This is a genomic window from Streptomyces flavusporus (assembly GCF_046267975.1).
Classification (GTDB): domain Bacteria; phylum Actinomycetota; class Actinomycetes; order Streptomycetales; family Streptomycetaceae; genus Streptomyces; species Streptomyces flavusporus.
Window position 1 is genome coordinate 7547053 of the sequence record NZ_CP176503.1, and the last position, 19614, is coordinate 7566666.

Annotated in this window: 19 protein-coding genes and 2 pseudogenes; 9 read left to right on the plus strand and 12 right to left on the minus strand. The window is 71.4% G+C overall.

Going from position 1 to position 19614, the window contains the following annotated elements; genetic code table 11:
- Positions 1–13: 13 nt before the first annotated feature.
- Positions 14–529, minus strand: a complete 516-nt coding sequence (gene ectA / locus ACKTSN_RS35570; protein ID WP_409472871.1) for a diaminobutyrate acetyltransferase — start codon at positions 527–529, stop codon at positions 14–16.
- Between the two features lie 345 nt (positions 530–874).
- Positions 875–1975: a pyridoxal-phosphate-dependent aminotransferase family protein gene (locus tag ACKTSN_RS35575; protein WP_409475001.1), complete on the minus strand. Its 1101-nt coding sequence runs from the start codon at positions 1973–1975 to the stop codon at positions 875–877.
- A 173-nt stretch (positions 1976–2148) separates the two neighbouring features.
- On the opposite strand from ACKTSN_RS35575, the gene ACKTSN_RS35580 reads away from it, so the two are divergent.
- From ACKTSN_RS35580 to ACKTSN_RS35595, 4 genes are read left to right on the plus strand one after another with little or no spacing between them, the layout of a single operon-like run.
- Entirely contained in the window at positions 2149–3009 is an 861-nt protein-coding gene (locus ACKTSN_RS35580; RefSeq protein ID WP_409472872.1) for a transporter substrate-binding domain-containing protein, read from the plus strand.
- Entirely contained in the window at positions 3006–3842 is an 837-nt protein-coding gene (locus tag ACKTSN_RS35585; protein WP_409475002.1) for an amino acid ABC transporter permease, read from the plus strand. Before ACKTSN_RS35580 ends, ACKTSN_RS35585 begins: the two co-directional genes overlap by 4 nt.
- Positions 3839–4633 (plus strand): amino acid ABC transporter ATP-binding protein, encoded by a 795-nt coding sequence (locus ACKTSN_RS35590; protein ID WP_224734774.1) that lies wholly within the window; start codon positions 3839–3841, stop codon positions 4631–4633. The genes ACKTSN_RS35585 and ACKTSN_RS35590 overlap by 4 nt, the downstream gene beginning before the upstream one ends.
- 25 nt (positions 4634–4658) lie before the next feature.
- Positions 4659–5750, plus strand: coding sequence for an amidohydrolase family protein (locus ACKTSN_RS35595; protein ID WP_409472873.1), 1092 nt, complete (start codon positions 4659–4661; stop codon positions 5748–5750).
- A gap of 5 nt (positions 5751–5755) precedes the next feature.
- On the opposite strand, the gene ACKTSN_RS35600 is transcribed toward ACKTSN_RS35595, so the two are convergent.
- Positions 5756–7012, minus strand: a complete 1257-nt coding sequence (locus ACKTSN_RS35600) for a serine hydrolase domain-containing protein (RefSeq protein ID WP_409472874.1) — start codon at positions 7010–7012, stop codon at positions 5756–5758.
- Between the two features lie 222 nt (positions 7013–7234).
- On the opposite strand from ACKTSN_RS35600, the pseudogene ACKTSN_RS35605 reads away from it, so the two are divergent.
- Positions 7235–7492: pseudogene (locus ACKTSN_RS35605) on the plus strand (SCO1860 family LAETG-anchored protein); the annotation flags it as partial.
- Here ACKTSN_RS35605 and ACKTSN_RS35610 read toward each other — a convergent pair.
- Positions 7493–8446, minus strand: coding sequence for an IS481 family transposase (locus tag ACKTSN_RS35610; RefSeq protein WP_409472875.1), 954 nt, complete (start codon positions 8444–8446; stop codon positions 7493–7495).
- 133 nt (positions 8447–8579) lie between these two features.
- On the opposite strand from ACKTSN_RS35610, the pseudogene ACKTSN_RS35615 reads away from it, so the two are divergent.
- A pseudogene (locus ACKTSN_RS35615) lies at positions 8580–8716 on the plus strand (IS30 family transposase); the annotation flags it as partial.
- Positions 8717–8840: 124 nt separating this feature from the next.
- Here the strand turns inward: ACKTSN_RS35615 and ACKTSN_RS35620 are convergent.
- A complete protein-coding gene (locus ACKTSN_RS35620; protein ID WP_409472876.1) occupies positions 8841–9011 on the minus strand; it encodes a hypothetical protein in 171 nt (56 codons plus the stop codon).
- Between the two features lie 41 nt (positions 9012–9052).
- Entirely contained in the window at positions 9053–9289 is a 237-nt protein-coding gene (locus tag ACKTSN_RS35625; protein ID WP_409472877.1) for a hypothetical protein, read from the minus strand.
- A gap of 154 nt (positions 9290–9443) precedes the next feature.
- Here ACKTSN_RS35625 and ACKTSN_RS35630 point away from each other — a divergent pair, with 154 nt between their 5' ends.
- A complete protein-coding gene (locus ACKTSN_RS35630) occupies positions 9444–10613 on the plus strand; it encodes a helix-turn-helix domain-containing protein (RefSeq protein ID WP_409472878.1) in 1170 nt (389 codons plus the stop codon).
- A 64-nt stretch (positions 10614–10677) separates the two neighbouring features.
- Here ACKTSN_RS35630 and cobC read toward each other — a convergent pair whose 3' ends face one another.
- Both cobC and ACKTSN_RS35640 read right to left on the minus strand, forming a co-directional pair.
- A complete protein-coding gene (gene cobC / locus ACKTSN_RS35635; protein ID WP_409472879.1) occupies positions 10678–11739 on the minus strand; it encodes an Rv2231c family pyridoxal phosphate-dependent protein CobC in 1062 nt (353 codons plus the stop codon).
- On the minus strand, positions 11729–12658 hold the full coding sequence (locus tag ACKTSN_RS35640; protein WP_129797183.1) for a sirohydrochlorin chelatase: 930 nt from the start codon (positions 12656–12658) through the stop codon (positions 11729–11731). The genes cobC and ACKTSN_RS35640 overlap by 11 nt, the downstream gene beginning before the upstream one ends.
- A 200-nt stretch (positions 12659–12858) precedes the next feature.
- On the opposite strand from ACKTSN_RS35640, the gene ACKTSN_RS35645 reads away from it, so the two are divergent.
- Positions 12859–14487 (plus strand): IS200/IS605 family accessory protein TnpB-related protein, encoded by a 1629-nt coding sequence (locus ACKTSN_RS35645; protein WP_409472880.1) that lies wholly within the window; start codon positions 12859–12861, stop codon positions 14485–14487.
- Here the strand turns inward: ACKTSN_RS35645 and ACKTSN_RS35650 are convergent.
- Genes ACKTSN_RS35650 through cobM form a run of 4 tightly spaced genes read right to left on the minus strand, consistent with a single transcriptional unit; the run spans position 14484 to position 18791 of the window.
- Positions 14484–15053 (minus strand): precorrin-8X methylmutase, encoded by a 570-nt coding sequence (locus tag ACKTSN_RS35650; protein ID WP_385509095.1) that lies wholly within the window; start codon positions 15051–15053, stop codon positions 14484–14486. The genes ACKTSN_RS35645 and ACKTSN_RS35650 overlap by 4 nt on opposite strands.
- Entirely contained in the window at positions 15050–16741 is a 1692-nt protein-coding gene (cobJ, locus tag ACKTSN_RS35655) for a precorrin-3B C(17)-methyltransferase (RefSeq protein ID WP_409472881.1), read from the minus strand. Before cobJ ends, ACKTSN_RS35650 begins: the two co-directional genes overlap by 4 nt.
- The gene (cbiE, locus tag ACKTSN_RS35660) at positions 16738–17976 is read right to left on the minus strand and encodes a precorrin-6y C5,15-methyltransferase (decarboxylating) subunit CbiE (protein ID WP_409472882.1); all 1239 of its coding nucleotides are present in this window, start codon (positions 17974–17976) and stop codon (positions 16738–16740) included. Before cbiE ends, cobJ begins: the two co-directional genes overlap by 4 nt.
- A complete protein-coding gene (gene cobM / locus ACKTSN_RS35665) occupies positions 17973–18791 on the minus strand; it encodes a precorrin-4 C(11)-methyltransferase (RefSeq protein ID WP_409472883.1) in 819 nt (272 codons plus the stop codon). Before cobM ends, cbiE begins: the two co-directional genes overlap by 4 nt.
- Before the next feature lie 113 nt (positions 18792–18904).
- Between cobM and ACKTSN_RS35670 the strand changes: the two genes are divergently transcribed.
- Positions 18905–19609 (plus strand): ZIP family metal transporter, encoded by a 705-nt coding sequence (locus ACKTSN_RS35670; protein ID WP_409472884.1) that lies wholly within the window; start codon positions 18905–18907, stop codon positions 19607–19609.
- Positions 19610–19614 lie beyond the last annotated feature (5 nt).

A 19614-nucleotide genomic window follows, 5' to 3' on the forward strand; every position in this document is an offset into this window, starting at 1 on the left:
CAATTGCGACGGGTCACTGCGAGAGGTGGGTCAACGGGCCGATGCAGTACAGGACTTCGGGGTCGTGCGGGCCGTCCGGGAACAGACCCGTGTCGAACAGCACCGCACGCTCGACGCGGGCGCCGTGCCGGGCGGCGTACGAGGTGAACAGCCGCTCGGAGGGGGTGTTGCCCGGCGTGATGGTGGTCTCGACGGAGGTCAGTCCCTGCTCGGCGGCGACCCGGGCGGTCAGTCCGTCGAGCAGCCGCGCCGCCAGCCCGCGTCCGCGGTACGCGGCGTCGACGGCCACCTGCCACACCAGCAGGGTCCCCGGACGGTCCGGCCGCAGGTACCCGGTGATGAAGCCGACGGCCGCCCCGTCGTCCGCCCGCGCCACCGCCGAGGTGGCGGCGAAGTCCCGGCACCACAGCAGATAGCTGTACGAGGAGTTCAGGTCGAGGGTTCCGGATTCCTTGGCGAGCCGCCAGACAGCGGCCCCGTCCGTAACCGCCGGACGGTCGATGTGCAGGTCTGCTTGTGCGGCAGTCATGCGAATTGAATTTACCGAGCGAAATTCGAAATTGCATGGCCGGAGGGGCTTACGCGTCGGCGCGTCCTGTGTTATCACGCGTGCGCGTGCAGCCGCGCGAAGGTGCGGCGAAATGCCCGGATTTGTAGGCCGCATAATGCATAAAACGGGCGCGATGTGGAACGCGTCACAACCATGTAACCCTCAGGAGATCTGCCCGAATTACGCCGCTTGGTGTTCGCGAAATCTTTGCGTTTAGGGTCGGGGAAAGCGGGCAGAAGAATACGGGAAGCTGCTCCCGATTAAGTGATTGAAATTGCGGAAAAGGAATCCCGGAAAATCAACCGTGAAGAGAGTGCCCGACGGTTACTGCCAGGCGGCCTCGGCAGCCCGCCGCGCCGCGTCGAGGTCCACCGTCGGACCCTTCTCGGAGAGGGCCGCGCCCAGGGCGGCCAGGCTCGCCCGGACGGCGCCCGGCGTCGCGTCGGAACCGTAGTGGTTGACGCGGATCATCTCCTTGGCCAGCGCGCCCCCGCCCGCGGCCAGCGGCAGCGCAGGGTCGCTCTCCAGGGCCCTGGCCACCAGTTCCGACGCCACGACGCCGGAGGGGGACCGCAGGGTGGTCGCGACCGGCGCCGCCTCCGCGGCCTCGTACACGTACGGCTCCAGGCCACCGCCCAGCGCGAGCGCCCCCGCCCGGGTCGCCGCCGCGGCGGCCGCGTGCCGGGCCATCACCGCCTGCGGTCCCTCCGCCTCGATCCGCTCGACGCACGCCTGGAGGGCCAGCATCTCCAGCTGGGCCGGCGCGTGCAGCAGGGACGTCCGGCCGGCGTCGATCCAGCGCTCCTTCCAGTCCAGCAGGGAGAGGTAGGAGCGGCGCGGGGCGTTCGGGTTCGCCGTCATACGGGCCCAGGCGCGCTCGCTCACCGACACCGCCGACACCCCGGCGGGACCGCCCATCGCCTTCTGCGCCCCGATGACGCACAGGTCCACGCCCCACGCGTCCGGCAGCACCGGCTCGGCCCCGATGGAGGCGACGGCGTCCAGGTAGAACAACGCCCCGTGCTCCCGCACCACCTCGCCGATCTCCGCGACCGGGTTGGTGTTGCCGGTCGCCGCCTCCGCATGCACCAGGGACACGAAGTCGATCTCCGGGTGCTCGGCGAAGGCCGCCCGGATCTGCTCGGCCGTGACCGCCGTGTGGAAGGGCACCGCGAGATCGATCACGGTCGCCCCGCAGTCCCGCAGCCAGTTCCCGAAGGTCTGCCCGTACGGTCCGGTGATCACGTTCAGTGCCGTCGTCCCGGGACCGGCCGTGGCGCGGATCGCGCCCTCCAGCGGCAGCAGCGCCTCCCCCTGCATGATCACCACGTCCTGGCGGGTGTCGAGCAGCCGGGCCACCCGGTCCTCGATGGCGGCGAAGTGCGCTGCGGTCAGCGGGGCCAGGTCCAGGAGGGGGTGGGTCACGGCGGTGCTCTCTTCACTCACGGGGTCGACGCTGTCGAGGGTAACCGGCGGGCCGCACACCCCTGTTACCGGAGACTTCTCAGGCCGGACGGCCTCGTGGCCATGGGTTTGGTTTGAGTGGTTCAAAGTTCTCCTTATAATCGGAACTCTCAGTTCCCTCACAGGAGGTCCCCGTGAACACGGTCCTCGGGCGTCGGGCCCGCATTCTGGCCGCCACCACCGCGACGGCCGGGCTGCTGCTCGTGGCCGGCTGCGCCTCGGACGACGGCGGCAGCGGCACCAAGACCGCCGCCGGCGGGGTCGAACTGGTCAAGGCCGGCCAGCTCACCACCTGCACCCACCTGCCGTACCCGCCCTTCCAGTCGGAGATCGACGGCAAGGTGCAGGGCTTCGACGTCTCGCTGATCGACCTGGTCGCCGAGGACCTGGGTGTGCAGCAGCAGATCGTCGACCAGCCCTTCGAGAACTTCAAGACCGGCGGGTCCCTCAACGCCGGCCAGTGCGACCTCGCCGCCGCCGGCATGACCATCACCGAGGAGCGCAAGAAGAACGTCGACTTCTCGGACCCGTACTTCGAGGCCACCCAGGCCGTGCTGGCCGACAAGAAGAGCGGCATCGGCTCCTTCGCCGACCTCAAGGGCAAGAAGGTCGGCGCCCAGGCGCAGACCACCGGCGAGGACTACGCCAAGAGCCAGGGCCTCGACCCGGTCTCCTTCGAGTCCTCCGACGCCGTCCTCAACGGCCTGCGCACCGGCCAGGTCGAGGCCGTCGTCATCGACTACCCGGTCGTCCAGGGCTGGCTCAAGGACCAGGCCAACGCCGACGCCTTCGAGGTCGCCGAGCAGATCAACACCGGCGAGCAGTACGGCTTCACGGTGAAAAAGGGCAACGAGCCGCTGCTCAAGGCCGTCAACAAGGCCCTTGCGGACGCCAAGGCCGACGGCACGTACAAGAAGCTGTACGAGCAGTGGATCGGCCCATACGCCGCTTCTACGGCAACAGGTGCGGCCGCCGCCTCGCCCGCCGCCTCATGACCGACGCCGCGAAGACCGAAGTCCAGCCCCGAAAGAGGGGGTTGACGCGGCGCCAGAAGCGCCGGGTGTCCCGCGGTGTGCAGTACGTCGTCTTCGTCGGCGCCCTGGTCGCCCTCGCGGTCGGGGCCGACTGGGACCGGCTGCAGAACCAGTTCGCCCAGCAGGACATCGCCGAGCAGATGTTCCCGGACGTCATCACGCTGGCGCTGAAGAACACCGTGCTGTACACGCTGTCCGGCTTCCTGGTCGGCCTGGTGCTCGGCATGGTCCTGGCCCTCATGCGGCTGTCCTCCGTGGGCCCGTACCGCTGGATCGCCGGTATCTACATCGAGATCTTCCGCGGCCTGCCCGCCCTGCTGATCTTCATCTTCATCGGCGTGGCCGTCCCGCTGGCCTTCCCCGGCACCGAGATCCCCGGCGGAACGTACGGCAAGGTCGCCCTCGCGCTCGGCCTGGTGGCCGCCGCGTACATGGCGGAGACGTTCCGTGCGGGCATCCAGGCGGTGCCCAAGGGGCAGATGGAGGCGGCCCGTTCCCTGGGCTTCTCGCCCGCCCGCGCCATGGTCTCGATCATCCTCCCGCAGGCCTTCCGGATCATCCTGCCGCCCCTCACCAACGAACTCGTCCTGCTCTTCAAGGACTCCTCGCTGGTGCTGTTCCTCGGTGTCACCCTGGAGGAGCGGGAGCTGTCCAAGTTCGGCCGCGACCTCGCCAGCCAGACCGCCAACTCCACGCCGATCCTGGTCGCCGGCCTGTGCTACCTGTTGGTCACGATCCCGCTCGGCTTCGTCGTACGCCGTATGGAGGCGAAGGCCCAGGAGGCCGTGAAATGAGCCGTCCGGAAATCGAGATCCGCGAGCTGCACAAATCCTTCGGCGACAACGAGGTGCTGCGCGGCATCGACCTGGAGATCGGCCAGGGCGAGGTCGTCTGTGTCATCGGCCCGTCCGGCTCCGGCAAGTCGACGCTGCTGCGCTGTGTGAACCTCCTGGAGGAGCCGACCAAGGGCCAGGTCTTCGTCGGCGGTACGGAGGTCACCGACCCCGATGTCGACATCGACGCGGTACGCCGCCGGATCGGCATGGTCTTCCAGCAGTTCAACCTCTTCCCGCACCTCACGGTGACCGAGAACCTCGCGCTGCCGCAGCGCCGGGTGCTCGGGCGGGGCAAGGCGGAGGCTGCCCGGGTCGCCGCCGAGAACCTCGAGCGTGTGGGCCTGTCGGAGAAGGCGACCGCCTACCCCTCCTCCCTCTCCGGCGGCCAGCAGCAGCGCGTCGCCATCGCCCGCGCGCTGGCGATGGGCCCCGAGGTGATGCTGTTCGACGAGCCGACCTCGGCGCTCGACCCGGAGCTGGTGGGGGACGTCCTGGCCGTCATGCGCATGCTCGCGAACGAGGGCATGACGATGATGGTCGTCACCCACGAGATGACCTTCGCCCGCGAGGTCGCCGACCGGGTCGTCTTCATGGACGGCGGCGTGATCGTCGAGGACGGCACCCCCGACCAGGTCATCGCCCACCCCCGCCACGAACGCACCCGCCACTTCCTCTCCCGTCTCCTCGACCCGGCGATGGCGGACGTGGAGGAGGAGACCTCGGACCAGGTGGGCGGGAAGAGCGAGTAGGGCCTGCCTGACTACAGTGCAGCTCATGAGGAATGGCGCTGTGCTGCGGGTGAAGGGACGGGTGCTCGTCGGACCCTACGACGTCCGGGACGAGCTGTGGGTCGTCGACGGCCGGATCTCCTACGACCGTCCCGTCGGCGCCCGCGACATCCGTACCGTCGAGGGCTGGGCCCTGCCCGGCCTCGTCGACGCCCACTGCCATGTCGGCCTCGGCGCGCACGGCCCCGTCGACGACGACATCGCGGAGAAGCAGGCGCTGACCGACCGCGACGCGGGCACCCTGCTGATCCGCGACGCCGGCTCACCCTCCGACACCCGCTGGATCGACGACCGCGAGGACCTGCCGAAGATCATCCGGGCCGGCCGGCACATCGCCCGCACCCGCCGCTACATCCGCGGCTACGCGCACGAGATCGAACCGGACGACCTGGTCGCCTACGTCGCCCAGGAGGCCCGGCGCGGCGACGGCTGGGTGAAGCTGGTCGGTGACTGGATCGACCGCGAGGTGGGCGACCTGTCGGCCTGCTGGCCGCGCGAGGCGGTCGAGGCGGCCATAGCGGAGGCCCACCGCCTGGGCGCCCGCGTGACCGCCCACTGCTTCGCCGAGGACTCCCTGCGGGACCTGGTCGAGTCGGGCATCGACTGCATCGAGCACGCGACGGGCCTGACGGAGGACCTGATCCCCCTCTTCGCCTCGCGAGGCGTGGCGATCGTCCCGACCCTGGTCAACATCGGGACCTTCCCGAAGCTGGCCGACGGAGGCGAGTCCAGGTTCCCCCGCTGGTCGGCCCATATGCGCCGCCTCCACGAACGCCGCTACGACACGGTCCGCTCCGCCTACGACGCCGGCATCCCGGTCTTCGTCGGCACGGACGCGGGCGGCACCCTGCCCCACGGCCTGGTGGCGGCCGAGGTCGCGGAACTGGTCACGGCCGGTATCCCACCGGTCGAGGCGCTCTCGGCGACGACCTGGGCGGCCCACAAGTGGCTCGGCCGCCCCGGCCTGGAGGAGGGGGCGGCGGCGGACCTGGTGGTGTACGCGTCCGACCCGCGAGCGGACGTACGCGTCCTGGCGGCGCCTCGGCGGGTCGTGCTGAATGGGCGGGTCGTCGGGTAGGGCGGTCAGCGAGCCGCGGGCTGCGCGGGCAGGTTGAAGACGTGCTGCGGACTGACGATCTTCGTGATCGCATCGCCCAGGAGTGTGCTGGGCTCCGTGTCGTCGTGGTCGATGTCGGTGTTCAGCAGTACGACGATGGTGGCCCGGGCCGACGGCAGGTAGATGGTCAGGGACTCGTAGCCCGGCAGCGAGCCGTTGTGTCCGATCCAGCCGTCGACGTTGAAGATGCCGAGGCCGTACCCGGCGCCCGGGATGCCGGTGCGCGGCGTGTCGAGCCGCTGCTCCTGGGTGGCGGGGCTGATCAGGGTGTCGCCGTCCGGCAGGACGCCGGTCGCCACGGTGGGGGCCCAGGTCCGCAGATCCTCCAGCGTGGAGATCATCGCGCCGGCCGCCCAGCCCCAGGAGGGGTTCCAGTCGGTGCTGTTGGCGACCTTTCCGTCCGCGGTCTGGTTCGTGTATCCCTGCGCGTGCGGACTCGGGAACGCCGCGTCGGTCGGGAACAGGGTGCGGTCCATGCCGGCCGGTTCGAGAATGTGCTCCTCGATGTACTCGCCGACCGGCTGTCCGCCGACCTCCTCGACGACCAGGCCGAGCAGGATGAGGTTGGTGTTGCAGTAGGAGAACTTCTCGCCCGGCTGGAACAGCACGGGGTGCTTGAACGCGTAGTCGAGCAGCTGCTGCGGCGTGAAGGACCGCTGAGGATCGGACGTCAGCGCCTTGAAGAAGTCCGGGTCCTCGGTGTAGTTGAAGAGCCCGCTGCGCATCCCGGCCAGCTGGCGCAGGGTGATCCGGTCCCCGCCCGGCACACCGTCGACGTACTCGCCGATCGTGTCGTCCAGTTCGACCTTGCCGTCGTCGACCAGCTTCAGCAGCGCCGTCACGGTGAAGGTCTCGGTCTCGCTGCCGATACGCATGTACAGATCCGGCGACATCCTCCGGCCGCTGTCCTTGTCGGCGACACCGAACGACCTCACGTGATTCCCCTTGTCCGGCGTCCACAGCCCCACGGTCACCCCGGGCACGTTCGCCTCGCGCATGACCCGCTGGACGGCCTCGTCGACTTGCTGTTTCACCTCGGGGGTGAGCGCGCGGAAGTCGTCCGTGGGCGAGGGTGAGGGTGACGGCTGTTCCATGCCGGTGGCGGTGGTGGGCGCGAGCGACGGCGCACCGAAGGCGGTTCCGCCCCCGAGCGGCACCACGAGTATGCACACCGCCGCGGCGGTGACGGCCCCCCTGCGCAGGCGTCTGTACGAGCGCGTCATGGGCTGACTCCAGGCACATCAGGAGAGGCCCGCGACCTGGGCCGCAAGGCCCTGTACCACCACCATAGGAGCGCTCGTGCCCCGCCGCCTGTCGGCGCGGAGATTCGAAACAGCACACGAAAACCACACGTTGGGGTGAAGTCACCTCTGGTGGCTGACGGTTCACTCTCGGCGCTTAATTCTCGCCGGGTCCCAAGCTCGCCTCTCACGGGAGTCTCACCCTTGAACAGCGTCAACTTCCGCAGATCTGCCCGCCGTTCGGCCGCCGTGGCGGCTGCCGCCGTCCTCGCCGCCGGTCCCGCGGCGCTGGCCGGCGCGGGTTCCGCGCACGCTACCGACGAGCAGGGGCGCGCGAGCGCCGTCGTCCTGGGCACCGGGCTCGATGTGTCCCTGCTCAACAAGACCGTGAACGTCCCGCTCGCCGTCTCCCTCAACGAGGTGCAGGCGCCGCAGAGCGCCGAGAAGACCGCGCTGACCGCCCTAGTTGTACTGACCCGTGAGGTTGGGGACGCGGCTGGCGGGTGGTTGGCCCTTGAGCGCGGTGTGTCCGCGGTGGTGATTGTAGGTGTGCAGCCAGCGTGGGAAGGCGTCGCGTCGTTCCTGTTCGCTGCGGTAGGGGCGGGCGTAGGCCCATTCGTCCAGCAGGGTGCGGTTGAAGCGTTCGACCTTGCCGTTGGTCTGGGGCCGGTAGGGCCGGGTGCGCTTGTGGGCGAGCCCTGCTGCCGCCAGCAGGTCGCGCCAGTCGCGTGAGCGGTAGCAGGAACCGTTGTCGGTCAGCACCCGCTCGACGGTGATCCCGGCCTGGGCGAAGAAAGCGTGGGCCCGGGTCCAGAAGCCGGTGGCGGTCTCCTTCTTCTCGTCCGAGTGGATCTCGCTGTAGGCCAGGCGGGAGTGGTCGTCGACGGCGGTGTGCAGGTAGCTGTAGCCGGCGTTCGAACGGGTCTTGCGGCCTGCTTGCCGGCCCAGGACCTTGTGTCCGCCGCCGTCGGGGATGTTGCCGAGCTTCTTGATGTCCACGTGGACCAGTTCGCCGGGCTTGTCGCGTTCGTAGCGGCGTATGACGCGGCCGGTGGCCCGGTCCAGGTGGGTGAGGCGGGCCAGGCCGTAGCGGGCAAGGACGCGGTGCACGGTGGCCGGGTTCAGGTGCAGCATGTGTGCGATGCGGGCCGGTCCCCAACGCCGCAGCACACGGACCTTGACGATGCGCCGCTCGGTGCGGGCCGGGGTCCGCCGCGGGCTGCGGTTCGGACGGCTGGAACGGTCGGCCATGCCCGCCTCACCGTATTGCCGGTAGCGATTGGCCCACCGCTGGGCCGTGGTCGGCGAGACCTGAAAACGTTCGGCGGCCCGCCGCAGAGGCCATCCGTCGTCGACCACGCAGCGGGCCAGACGCAGGCGGCCGGTCTCGGTCAGGGGTGCATTACGGTGGGGCACGAGGGCCTTTCTGTCGTACGGCGTAGATGTCGCAATCCACACCGAGCCAGAAGGCCCTCACCCATTTCAAGATCCCTCAGCCGAGACCTGTATCACCCGTCCACAACATCCCTGGACAGAACACCTAGCCCTCCTGTCGCGGCAGTACATCCCAAAGGCACTGACCTGTTCACCCACGGCCCCCAACACCTGGCCGCCGTCGCCGCCGAACTCAACAGCCGCCCACGCGAAACGCTCGGCTGGGAAACCCCAGCCGAGCGTCTACATAAACCGCCTCGCGTCATGATCAACCGACCACGTGTTGCAACGACCCGTGGAATCCGCCGACTTTTCCGGGGCTTCGCGCGGCGAGACACCGGTGACGCCTCTGTGTCCGGGGAGAGCCAGGACGCGTCTACGCCGGGAGTGAGGGTGGCTGCGGCTCGCCCAACAGCAGTTCATCACCTGCCGGGAATCGGGCAGTGCCGCCCTCAACCCAGGTGACCACCACGGCCACCCCGCCCATCGGCCCGCGGTCGGTCTGCGCCGCCTTGACCGTGCGCCATTCCCCTTCGTAGCCGATCACGTCGCCAGGGGTGATCAGGGCCGCGAGCTTGGTCGGAACGCTTAATCGTTCTCGACGCGCCGGATGCGCTTCAAAGGGGCGTCCCACTCGATCCCGTCCCCTCTCGGCCGCACGAACGCCTGTCGGTTGATGACCCGCCCGGTCTCCTTCAGCCGTTCCTCGATGACGCCTTGGAGTTCTCCCGTGAGTCCCGAGGCCGTGTCTTCGACGAGCGTGCCTCTCGGGTAGGGAAGCGAGCCGTGGCTCAGCATCGTCGGTGGCTTCTCCGTCTTGTTCATGACTCCTCGTCCCACCTGCGCATACGTCGGTCACTCAAGAGAACTTCCGCCGGGCGAACCGAACTTGCACAGCTCTTGCACAGCCGCCGGGCACACGAGGGGTGGGGGTGAGAGCATGGGACGTAACGGAAGTCGAGTGGGGAAGACGCACACTATGAGCGCGACCAGGATTCCCGGACCCGGTACGAACGTTGCTGTCTGCCGCAAGAAGCGCGGCCTGAGCCAGGTGGCTCTCGCCCGGCGGGCGGGCATTTCGGTCTCGCTCCTCAGCAAGATCGAGGTGGGCGACCGTGCACTGACCCAGGGCATCGCCGCCTCACTCGCCCACGCGATGGGGCTGACCCTGGACGAGTTGCTCGGCACGGCACCGGTCGCCCGTACGGACGAGAACAGCCTGACCGCGTTGAACTACGCCATCCGACGGTTCGACATCCCGGACGCGTCTCCGCCGCACCCTGAGGACCTGCCGCGCGAGCTGGCCGAGCTGAACGAGCACCGCTACAGGACCGAGCTGTCGGCTGTGCTGCGGAAGCTGCCGGACGTCCTGACGAAGACGACGAACTACGCACACGCCACTCAGTCGCCCGACGCCTGGACCCGCGTTGCCGACGTCTACAGCGTGGTTTACTGGCTGGCTGCCCGGCACCGCTGGATGCACCTCGCTGAACTGGCCATCATGAAGCAGCGGGTGGCCGCCGAGCGAGGGCGCCCGATCTCCGCTGTCACGGCAGCAAGGGACGAGGCCGGGGCGTTCCTCAACTCCGGTGACTTCGACGGCGGGCTGGCCATCGTCGATCGGGCGATCGGCCAGGCAGAGTCGACGCTGAGCGGGCGTGACCGGGCGTTCGGCCTGGGCATCCTGCACCTGCGCGGGCTGACCCTGGCCGGACGGATCAAGGACAAGGCTGCCGCCGCCCGTCATATCGAGGCAGCATGGCGGACGGCCGACGAGTTCCCCGAGGACATCGACGAGCACGGCATCCACTTCGGACCGGAGAACACGGCCATGCACGTGATCTCGACCTCGTCCGACATGGAACGGCACCGCACGGCGCTGGACACCGCCGACGACCTCATCCGGAGCGGGCTGACGCTGCCCGCGACGAGGGTCGGCCCCCTGTACATGAACCTCGGCCGGTCGCACCTGGCTCTCGGCGACCGGGACTCCGCCCTGGAGTCTCTCGAAGAAGCGTGGGACATCGCGCCCGAGATGGCCCGGGTACACCCCACAAGTCAGGAACTGATGCGCGTGCTGACCTCACTTCACCGCCGTAGCAACCCGAGGCTGGCCCGACTCGCCAAGCGGGCGGGGGTGCCCTTCTGATCCTCGGCTGGTACGGGCTCGGCGAACCGTCCATTGGTCAGCCGGGGGTAGCAGAGTCCTGGCCTCAGCGATGCGCCAATGTCACCGCCTGCTCCAGCGCCCGGAGGAACGAGCTGACCGTCGCCCGGTCCCGGACCGCCAGCCGCAGCCACTCCTCGCCCAGCCCGGGGAAGGTGTCCCCGCGCCGCACCGCGTACCCGAGATCGCGCAGGTGCCGGCGTACGACGGCGGCCCGCGGCAGCCGTACGAGGACGAAGGGCCCCTCGGCGGGCTCCACGACCTGCAGTCCGGAGAGCCCGGAGAGCCCCGCCACGAGGTGGGCCCGGTCCGCGGCGATGCGGTGCGCGGCGTGTGCCGCCTCCGCCAGGGCCTGCGGTCCCACGCACGCCTCTGCGGCGGCCAGCGCCGGCGTGGACACGGGCCACAGCGGCTGGGCGCGTTCGAGGGCGGCGATGGTCTCCGGGGACGCCAGCACGTATCCGATGCGCAGCCCGGCCAGCCCCCAGGTCTTCGTCAGGCTGCGCAGGACTACGAGCCCGGGAACATCCGTCCGCCCGGCCAGCGCCTCCCGCTCACCCGGCACGGCGTCCATGAACGCCTCGTCGACCACCAACGTCCGCCCGGGACGGGCCAGTCGGGCGATGGCGCCGGCCGGGTGCAGCACCGACGTCGGGTTGGTCGGGTTGCCGATCACGACCAGGTCGGCGTCCTCGGGCACCGCCCCCGGACCCAGCCGGAAGCCGTCCTCCTCGCGCAGCAGCACCCGGTCGACGGTGTGACCCGCGTCCCGCAGCGCCGCCTCCGGCTCCGTGAACTGCGGGTGCACGACGACCGGTCGGCGGACCTTCAGGGCCCGAGCGAGCAGCACGAAGGCCTCCGCCGCGCCCGCCGTCAGTAGCACCCGGTCCGGTGAGACCGCGTGCCGGGCCGCCACCGCAGCCCGTGCGGAGCGCCCGTCCGGGTAGGCCGCCAGCCCGCCGAGCGACCCGGCGATCACCTCCCGCAGCCAGGTGGGCGGTGTGCCGGCGCGCACGTTGACCGCCAGGTCGACCAGTGACCGTCCGTCGTCCCGGACCTCGGCGTCCCCGTGGTGCCGCAGGTCGTGCCCGTCGCCCTCAGTGCGCATGGGAGTGGGCGTGCCCGCCGTGGTGGTGGCCGTGATGGTGGTGACCGTCGTCGTCGGGGTGGTAGTGCGGCTGCTGCGGCAGCCCCACCTTGTCCTCGAAGCCGGGCAGCGCGATCCGGTACACGCACGAGTCGCAGTTCATCCGCAGATCCCCCTGCACCGCCTCCTCGTACCGCTCCATCACCAGGTCCAGCAGCTCCGGCTCCGGCCCGATGACATCCGCCGAGCGCACCTCGACCTCCGGGTGCGCGGCCGCCCAGCCCTCCGTCTGCATCTGCACCCGGTCCGGCAGGATGCCGGTGAACAGGAAGTACGGCAGCACGACGATCCGCCTCGCCCCCAGCCGCACACACCGGTCCAGCCCGCTCGGCACGTCCGGCGCCGCCAGCGACACGAACGCCGTCTCGACCCCGGCGTACCCGCGCCCCTCCCACAGCAGCCGCGCCGCCTTGTGCACCTCGGCGTTCGCGTCCGGGTCCGTCGACCCCCGGCCGACCAGCAGCACGGTCACGTCGGCCCGGTCCCGCGGGCTGCGCCCCGAGGTCCCCAGCGCCTCGTCCAGCCGCCGCTCCAGGACGCTCAGCAGCGCCGGGTGCGGGCCCAGCGGACGCCCGTAGGAGTACGAGATCCCCGGGTGCCGTTCCTTCTCGCGGGCCAGCGCCGCCGGGATGTCCCCCTTGGCGTGGCCGGCGGACACCAGCATCAGCGGAACGGCGGCGAACCGCCGTACACCGCGCTCCACCAGTTCGGTCACGGCATCGCCCAGCGGGGGCGGGGACAGCTCGATGAAGCCGCCCGCGACGGGCAGGTCGGGGTGGCGGCGGCCCAGCTCCCGTACGAAGTCGCGGAACGCCTCGGCCCCGGCGTCGTCCCGGGTGCCGTGACCGGCGATGAGCAGGGCGGGCGGCGGGGTGGTCACAGGGTCTCCTTCGGAGTGGGCATGATCTGCCGTCGGCTGACAGGTCTCGGGCGTGTTCTGGTGTGCGTAGGTGAGCCCGTCGACGACGGTGCGCGGGCCTTGGAGGGAACGAGAGTTCTTGTGTCGAATGCGTGACCTCTGCGGGAAGGGCTCGTTGGGGTGTGGTGACGGCATTTTCGGGATCCTGCGGGGGATGGGACATGGGTGGGCTGCGCGAGGTGGCGGCGCCGTTCGTGGTGCCCGGCCCGTCCGGGGTTACGATCCGTGCCGGCCTCAAGGGCCTGTCCGGGCAGGACGAGAAGGCCCTGTGCCTGGTCGGTGACCTGCTCGGCTCCCTGGCCTCCCGGGACCTGAAGGACCGCTGCGCGGCCGGACTCGACCATGACAATGACCAGTGGGCGCGGCGCAAGCGGGTATTGACCGAGGAGTCCTCTTCCCGCTGGGCAGGGAGCATTACCAAAGCGACGCACGACCAATGGGCATTGGCCAGGCGCAGCCAGCTGGCCCGCATCCAGATGCTGCAGGCAGGTGTCGACATGGTCAGGCGTCGGCTGTCGCTGCCGATCGGAGCCAAGGGCTCCCAGGGTTTGCCTGGCGGTTATCGCTCCCAGGCGGAGTGGTTTACCAAATCCCGGCGCCTGCACCTGCTGGAGGACCGGCTGAAGCAGGAACGGGCCGATTACGAGGCCGGACGCGTGCGGGTGGCACACGGCGGCAAGAAGCTGCTGCGCACGCGGCACCATCTGGAAGCCGCCCAGTTGACCGAGGAACAGTGGCGGCGCCAGTGGCAGGCCGAGCGCCGATTCCTTCAGGCGGACGGCGAGTCGGGGAGGCGGTTCGGGAACGAGACGATCCGTGTCACCCCGGATGGTGAGGTGACCATCAAGCTTCCGGCGCAGCTGGCCGCCCTGGCGAATGCGCCCAACGGCCGGTACGTGCTTGCCTGCCGGGTCGGCTTCCGGCACCGGGGCGAGCAGTGGATTGACCGCATCACCGTGAACCGCGCCGTGGCTTACCGCATTCACTACGACGTGGGTCTTGACCGCTGGTACCTGACGGCTTCCTGGCAGACCCCGTCGGTGAGGATCGTGACGTTGGAGGCTGCCAGGACTGCCGGGCTGATCGGCGTGGACACCAACGCCGACCATCTCGCCGCCTGGCGCCTGGACGCCCACGGCAACCCGGTCGGCGAACCTCGCAGGTTCGACTACGACCTGACCGGCGAGGCACCGCATCGCGACGCCCAGGTGCGGCATGCCCTCATCCGCCTGTTGCACTGGGCCAAGCGCCACGGCCTGTCCATCGCGATCGAGAACCTGGACTTCACCGCGGACAACACCCGCGAGAAGCACGGGCGGCAAAAGCGGTTCCGCCGACTGGTCTCCGGTCTGCCCACTGCAAAGCTGCGTAGCAGACTGGTGTCCATGGCCGCGGAGCTCGGCATCACTGTCGTGGCCGTCGATCCGGCCTACACGTCCCGCTGGGGCGCCCAGCACTGGAAGCACCCCCTGACCACGGAGACACGCAAGACCACCCGCCACGACACCGCCGCCGTGGCGATCGGAAGGCGCGCCCTGGGGTACCCGATCCGGCGACGGACGGCACCGCCCCCACAGCACCAGAGTGATGCTGTGGGGCATCGGACCGTCCAGGCCGCATCGAGTGTCCCGGGGCGTGAGGAAGCCCGCCCCCGCATTCCCGGACCGCGGACACGATCCGTCGGCGCTGGATGCGGAGCGAAAGCGGGGGACCAGTGTGCCCACAACCGTTCGGGGCACGCGGCTGAGCATGAGCTCTGGCAACAGGACTCACTCCCGTTCAGTCTTTAGGAACGGTGGTACAGCAGGGCGTTGAGCGCGGCGGCGGCGACCGCCGACCCGCCCTTCTCGGACACGTTGCTCACGGCGGGCAGCCCGCTCTCGCGCAACGCGGCCTTGGACTCGGCCGCCCCGACGAAACCGACGGGCAGGCCGATGACGAGCGCCGGATCGGCGTCCAGCGTCAGCAGCTCCTCCAGGGCGGTCGGCGCACAGCCGATCACCCACAGCGCGCCGGGCCCGACCTGCTCGTACGCCAGCCGCATGGCGTGCGCGGAACGGGTCAGCCCGGGACCGGCCTTCGCGTCCTTCAGCTGGCAGACGGTCTCCCGGCGGGTGATGCCGGCGGCGACCATCTCGACGTCCACGACGACGGGCGCGCCGGCGTGCAGCGCGGCGTACGCCGTCTCCAACGCGGCCTCGTCCATGACGAGGTCGGTCGCGTAGTCGAGGTCGGCGGCGGAGTGGATGACCCGCTCCACCACCGCCCGGGTCAGCGGCGGGAAGTGCGAGGTGTCCAGACGGGCGCGCAGCCGCCGGAAGGACTCCTGCTCGATGGGATGGACCACACGGTTCACTGGGCACCCTCCTGTGATGCCTGCCAGCGGTAGCCGCGCGGCGTCACCATGCGGCCTGCGATCTCGCGGGTCGCTGTGTTGCCCACCGTCACGACCGTCATCATGTCGACCGTCGCCGGGTCCAGCGCGCCCAGCGTGGTCAGCCGGCTCGACTCGTCCGCCCGCGACGCGTTGCGTACGACACCGACCGGCGTCGTCGGCTCCCGGTGCTCGGCGAGGATGCCGAGCGCCTTCGGCAGCTGCCAGTCGCGGCCCCGGCTGCGCGGGTTGTAGAACGTCACGACGATGTCCGCCTCGGCCGCAGCCCGCACCCGCCGCTCGATGACCTCCCACGGCGTGTGCAGATCGGACAGACTGATCGAGACGTGGTCGTGGCCGAGCGGCGCCCCGAGGATCGCCCCGGCCGCCAGCGCCGCCGTCACGCCCGGCACGCCGACCACGTCGATGTCGTCGGACGCCTCGGCGAGCGCGGGGGAGGCCATGGCGTACACGCCCGCGTCCCCGCTGCCGATCAGCGCCACCGCCTGCCCCTTGCGGGCCTCGGCGACCGCCGTGCGCGCCCGCTTCTCCTCCGCGCCAAGACCGGACTCCAGGATCCGGGTGCCGGGCCGCAGCAGATCGCGGATCTGACCGACGTACTGGTCGAGCCCGACCAGCACCGACGCCCGCTCCAGCTCCGCCTTGGCGCGCGGGGTCAGCAGGTCCCGGGCGCCCGGCCCGAGCCCGACCACCGCGAGCCGGCCGCGCCCTGGCCGCCGTACGACGGCACAGGTCGCCATGGCGGGCCGGCCCGCCGACTTCCGCTTCGGTACGAGCAGTTCGCCCCCGCCGACCAGCGCGGCCGCCTCCGCCACCGACGGCGTGCCCACCGCGGCGAGCGGCGCGTCGGACGGGTTGGGGACCTCGACACGGGCCAGCTCCTCCGCGCCGTACGTCACCAGCGGCACCCCCAGCCGGGCGGCGGCCTCGACGATGCCGGGCTCCTCCGCCTTGGCGTCCACGGTGGCCAGCTCGGCGACGCTCGCCACCGACAGCTCCGCGTCCCGCAGAGCGCCCTCGATCACGTCAAGCACTTCCGCCACGGGCGCCCCCTTGGACGCGCCGACGCCCACCACCAGCGTCGGCGGACGCAGCACGACCTCCCGCGCGGCGGGCTCCACCGAACGGTCCGTCACCCGGATCGCGTACGGCCCGTCCTCGGCAACCGGCAGCGGCGGCAGCGGCCACGCCACCTCCGCCCGCAGCGCCACCGGCTCCCCGTCGAGGAGCGCCCGCGACACGGCGGCGACATCGCCCTCCACCGGCAGCCCGAGCGTGTCCAGGCCCGCGATCCCGACGGCGTCGGTCGCCGTCGTCACCACCGGCTCGGCACCGAGCACCGAACCCACCTCGCGGGCCAGCTCGTTGGCGCCGCCGCCGTGCCCGCCGACCAGCGACACGGCGTACCGCCCGCCCTCGTCGACGCAGACCACGCCCGGGTCGGACGTCTTGTCGCCCAGCAGCGGCGCGACCAGCCGGACGACCGCCCCGGTCGCCAGGAAGCACACCAACTGCCCGCACTCGGCGAACGCCCGCCGCACGGCGTCCCCCGCAGGTCCGTCGTACACACGCGTACGGTCCGGCCACGCCGCGGCCAGCCGGTCCCGCGCCGCCGCCCCCGCCGCGGTGGCGGAAATGAGGCCGATCACTGGGTAACTCCTTCAGAACAGGCGGGACGCCGCACGCCCCACAGCAGAAATACGGGGTTGGTCGCCGCGAGCCGGGTCACGTCCCCCGGCAGCGGCGCGAGCCGGGACGACTGCAACAGCACCCCGTCGCAGGAGAACCCGGCGCTCGTCAGCGCCTCGCGCGCGGCCGGCACCCGGTCCAGCGCGGCCACGGCGACGACCACGGTGCGCCGGGCGCGCCGGGCGCACGCGGTGACGACGGCGGGCAGTTCGCGCCCCCCGCCGCCGACGAACACCGCGTCGGGGTCGTCGGCGAGGTCCGCCAGCGCGTCCGGCGCCGACCCGTGCACCACGTGCACGTCCACGCCGTGCGCGGCGGCGTTGGCGCGGATCCGCTCCACCCCGTCCGCCGCCTTCTCCACGGCGGCGGCCGCCGCGCCGAGCCGCGCGCACTCCACGGCCACCGAGCCGGAGCCCGCGCCCACGTCCCACACCAGGTCGCCGAGGCGGGGACCCAGCCGGGCCAGCGCCAGCGCCCGCACCTCGAACTTGGTGATCATCGAGTCGCGGTGCGCGAACGCGGCCTCCTCCAGGGCCCATCCGGCGGGCCCCGGCGGCGGACCGGCCACTGTGCGCACCGGACCCAGGGCCCGCTCGGGGTCGAGGGACAGCACGACGCTGACCGCCGTGCCCCAGTCCCGGTCCGCCGCCTCGGCGGGCGTCACCCGCTCCACGCGCTCCCGCACCGGATCGCCCAGCGCGGACGCGACGACGAGCACCCGCCCGGTGTGCCGCAGCGCAGCCCCAAGCTCGGCCGGTCCGGCGCCCGGCCCGGTCAGCACCGCCACCTTGGGGTGCGCCCGGCACACGTTGACGGCCGTACGGGGCGCGCGCCCGTGCGCGCTGACCACCACCGCGTCGTCCCACGGCAGCCCGACCCGCGCGAACGCGGCGGCCACCGACGACACCCCGGCGTGCACCCGCAGCCGCTCGGACCCGAACCGCTCGGCCAGCGTCCGCACGATCCCCAGGAACCCGGGGTCGCCGGAGGCCAGCACGGCGACGGGCCGGTCCTTCGCGACGTACTCCCCGATGGCGTCCAGCGCGGGCGCCAGCGGCCCGAGCACGATCCGCTCGGCCCCCTCCGGCAGCCGTCCCGCGTCCAGGTGCCGCCGCCCGCCGACCACCAGCTCGGCCCCGGCCAGCCACTCCTCCGGCACGGGCGCCCCGGTACCCGTGCCGACCACGCTGATCATGTCCGGGCACCCCGCGCGCGCAGCGCCTTGCGGGCCTCCGGGTCGGCCTTGCGGTACCCGTGGAAGTGCCCCGGGTGGTACAGGTGCGAGCGGGTGCCGTGCGCGTCGAGGGCCGGACCGACCAGGAACAGGGTGTGCTTCCAGAGCTTGTGCTCCTTGACCGTCTCCTCCAGCGTGCCGATCGTGCACTTCACGACCAGCTCCTCCGGCCACGTCGCCTGGTAGGCGACGACGACCGGGGTGGTCGTGGGATAGCCGCCCTCCAGCAGCTCCCGCACCAGCTGCCCGCTGCGGGCCGCCGACAGGAAGACCGCCATGGTCGTGCCGTGCTTGGCGAACTCGCGTACCTCCTCCCCGGGCGGCATCGGCGTCTTGCCGCCGCCGAGCCGGGTGAGGACGACCGACTGCGCCACCTCCGGGATGGTCAGCTCCCGCTGCGCGAGCGCGGCCACCGCCGAGAACGACGACACACCGGGCACGACCTCGGTCGCGATGCCGACCTCGGCGCACCGGTCGAGCTGCTCCTGCGTGCCGCCCCACAGCGCCGGGTCGCCGGAGTGGATGCGGGCCACCCGCAGACCCTCGGCGTGCGCGCGCTCGTACACGGCGACCACGTCCTCCAGCGACATCGTCGCCGAGTCGAGGATCTCCGCGCCCTCGCGGGCGTGCTCGAGGACCTCCGCCTGCACCAGGCTCGCCGCCCAGATCACGACATCGGCCTCGGCGATGGCGCGCGCGGCACGGAATGTCAGCAGATCGGCGGCGCCGGGGCCGGCACCGACGAAGGTCACCTTGCCGGTGGGGGCATCGGCCATGGGAAATCGGTCCTCTCCTACAAGTCCTACGAGTACTGCGGCTGGTGACGCCATCGGGGTCCCCTCGCGCGAGGGGAGTGCGCACACACCCGTCGATCCGATAGCAAGGGCGCATGGCTGTCTTCGTCGCGCTCGGCGCGTTCCTGATGACGCTGGCGGGCGGCTGGACGGCCCTGCGCGTCACCGACCGCCGGCACCTGGTGCTGGGCCTGGCCGGCGGCCTGATGCTGGGCGTCGTCGGCCTGGACGTGCTGCCGGAGGCACTGGCGGCGGCGGACACCGAGCTCTACGGGGTACCGGCCGCGCTGCTCCTCTTCGTGGCCGGCTTCCTGCTGGCCCATCTGGTGCAACGCCTGCTCGCCGCCCGCCGCGCCGACCGTACCCCGGAGGTGGGCCTGACGGCGGCGGCCGCGCTGATCGGGCACAGCGCGATGGACGGCGTGGCGATCGGCGCCGCCTTCCAGGTCGGCGGCGGCATGGGCGTGGCCGTGGCGCTCGCGGTGATCGCCCACGACTTCGCGGACGGCTTCAACACGTACACGCTCACCCGCCTGTACGGAAACACCCGCCGCAGGGCGCTGACGATACTGTTCGCCGCCGCGGCCGCCCCGGTCGCCGGCGCGGCCTCGACCCTGCTCTTCGCCATCCCGGAGCCGCTGCTCGGCGCCTACCTCGGCTTCTTCGGCGGCGCACTGCTCTACCTCGCCGCGGCCGAGATCCTGCCCGAGGCCCACCACGAACACCCCGCCCGCTCCACGCTGCTGTGCACGGTCGCGGGGGCGGCGTTCATCTGGCTGGTGGTGGGCATCGCGGAGTGAGCCCT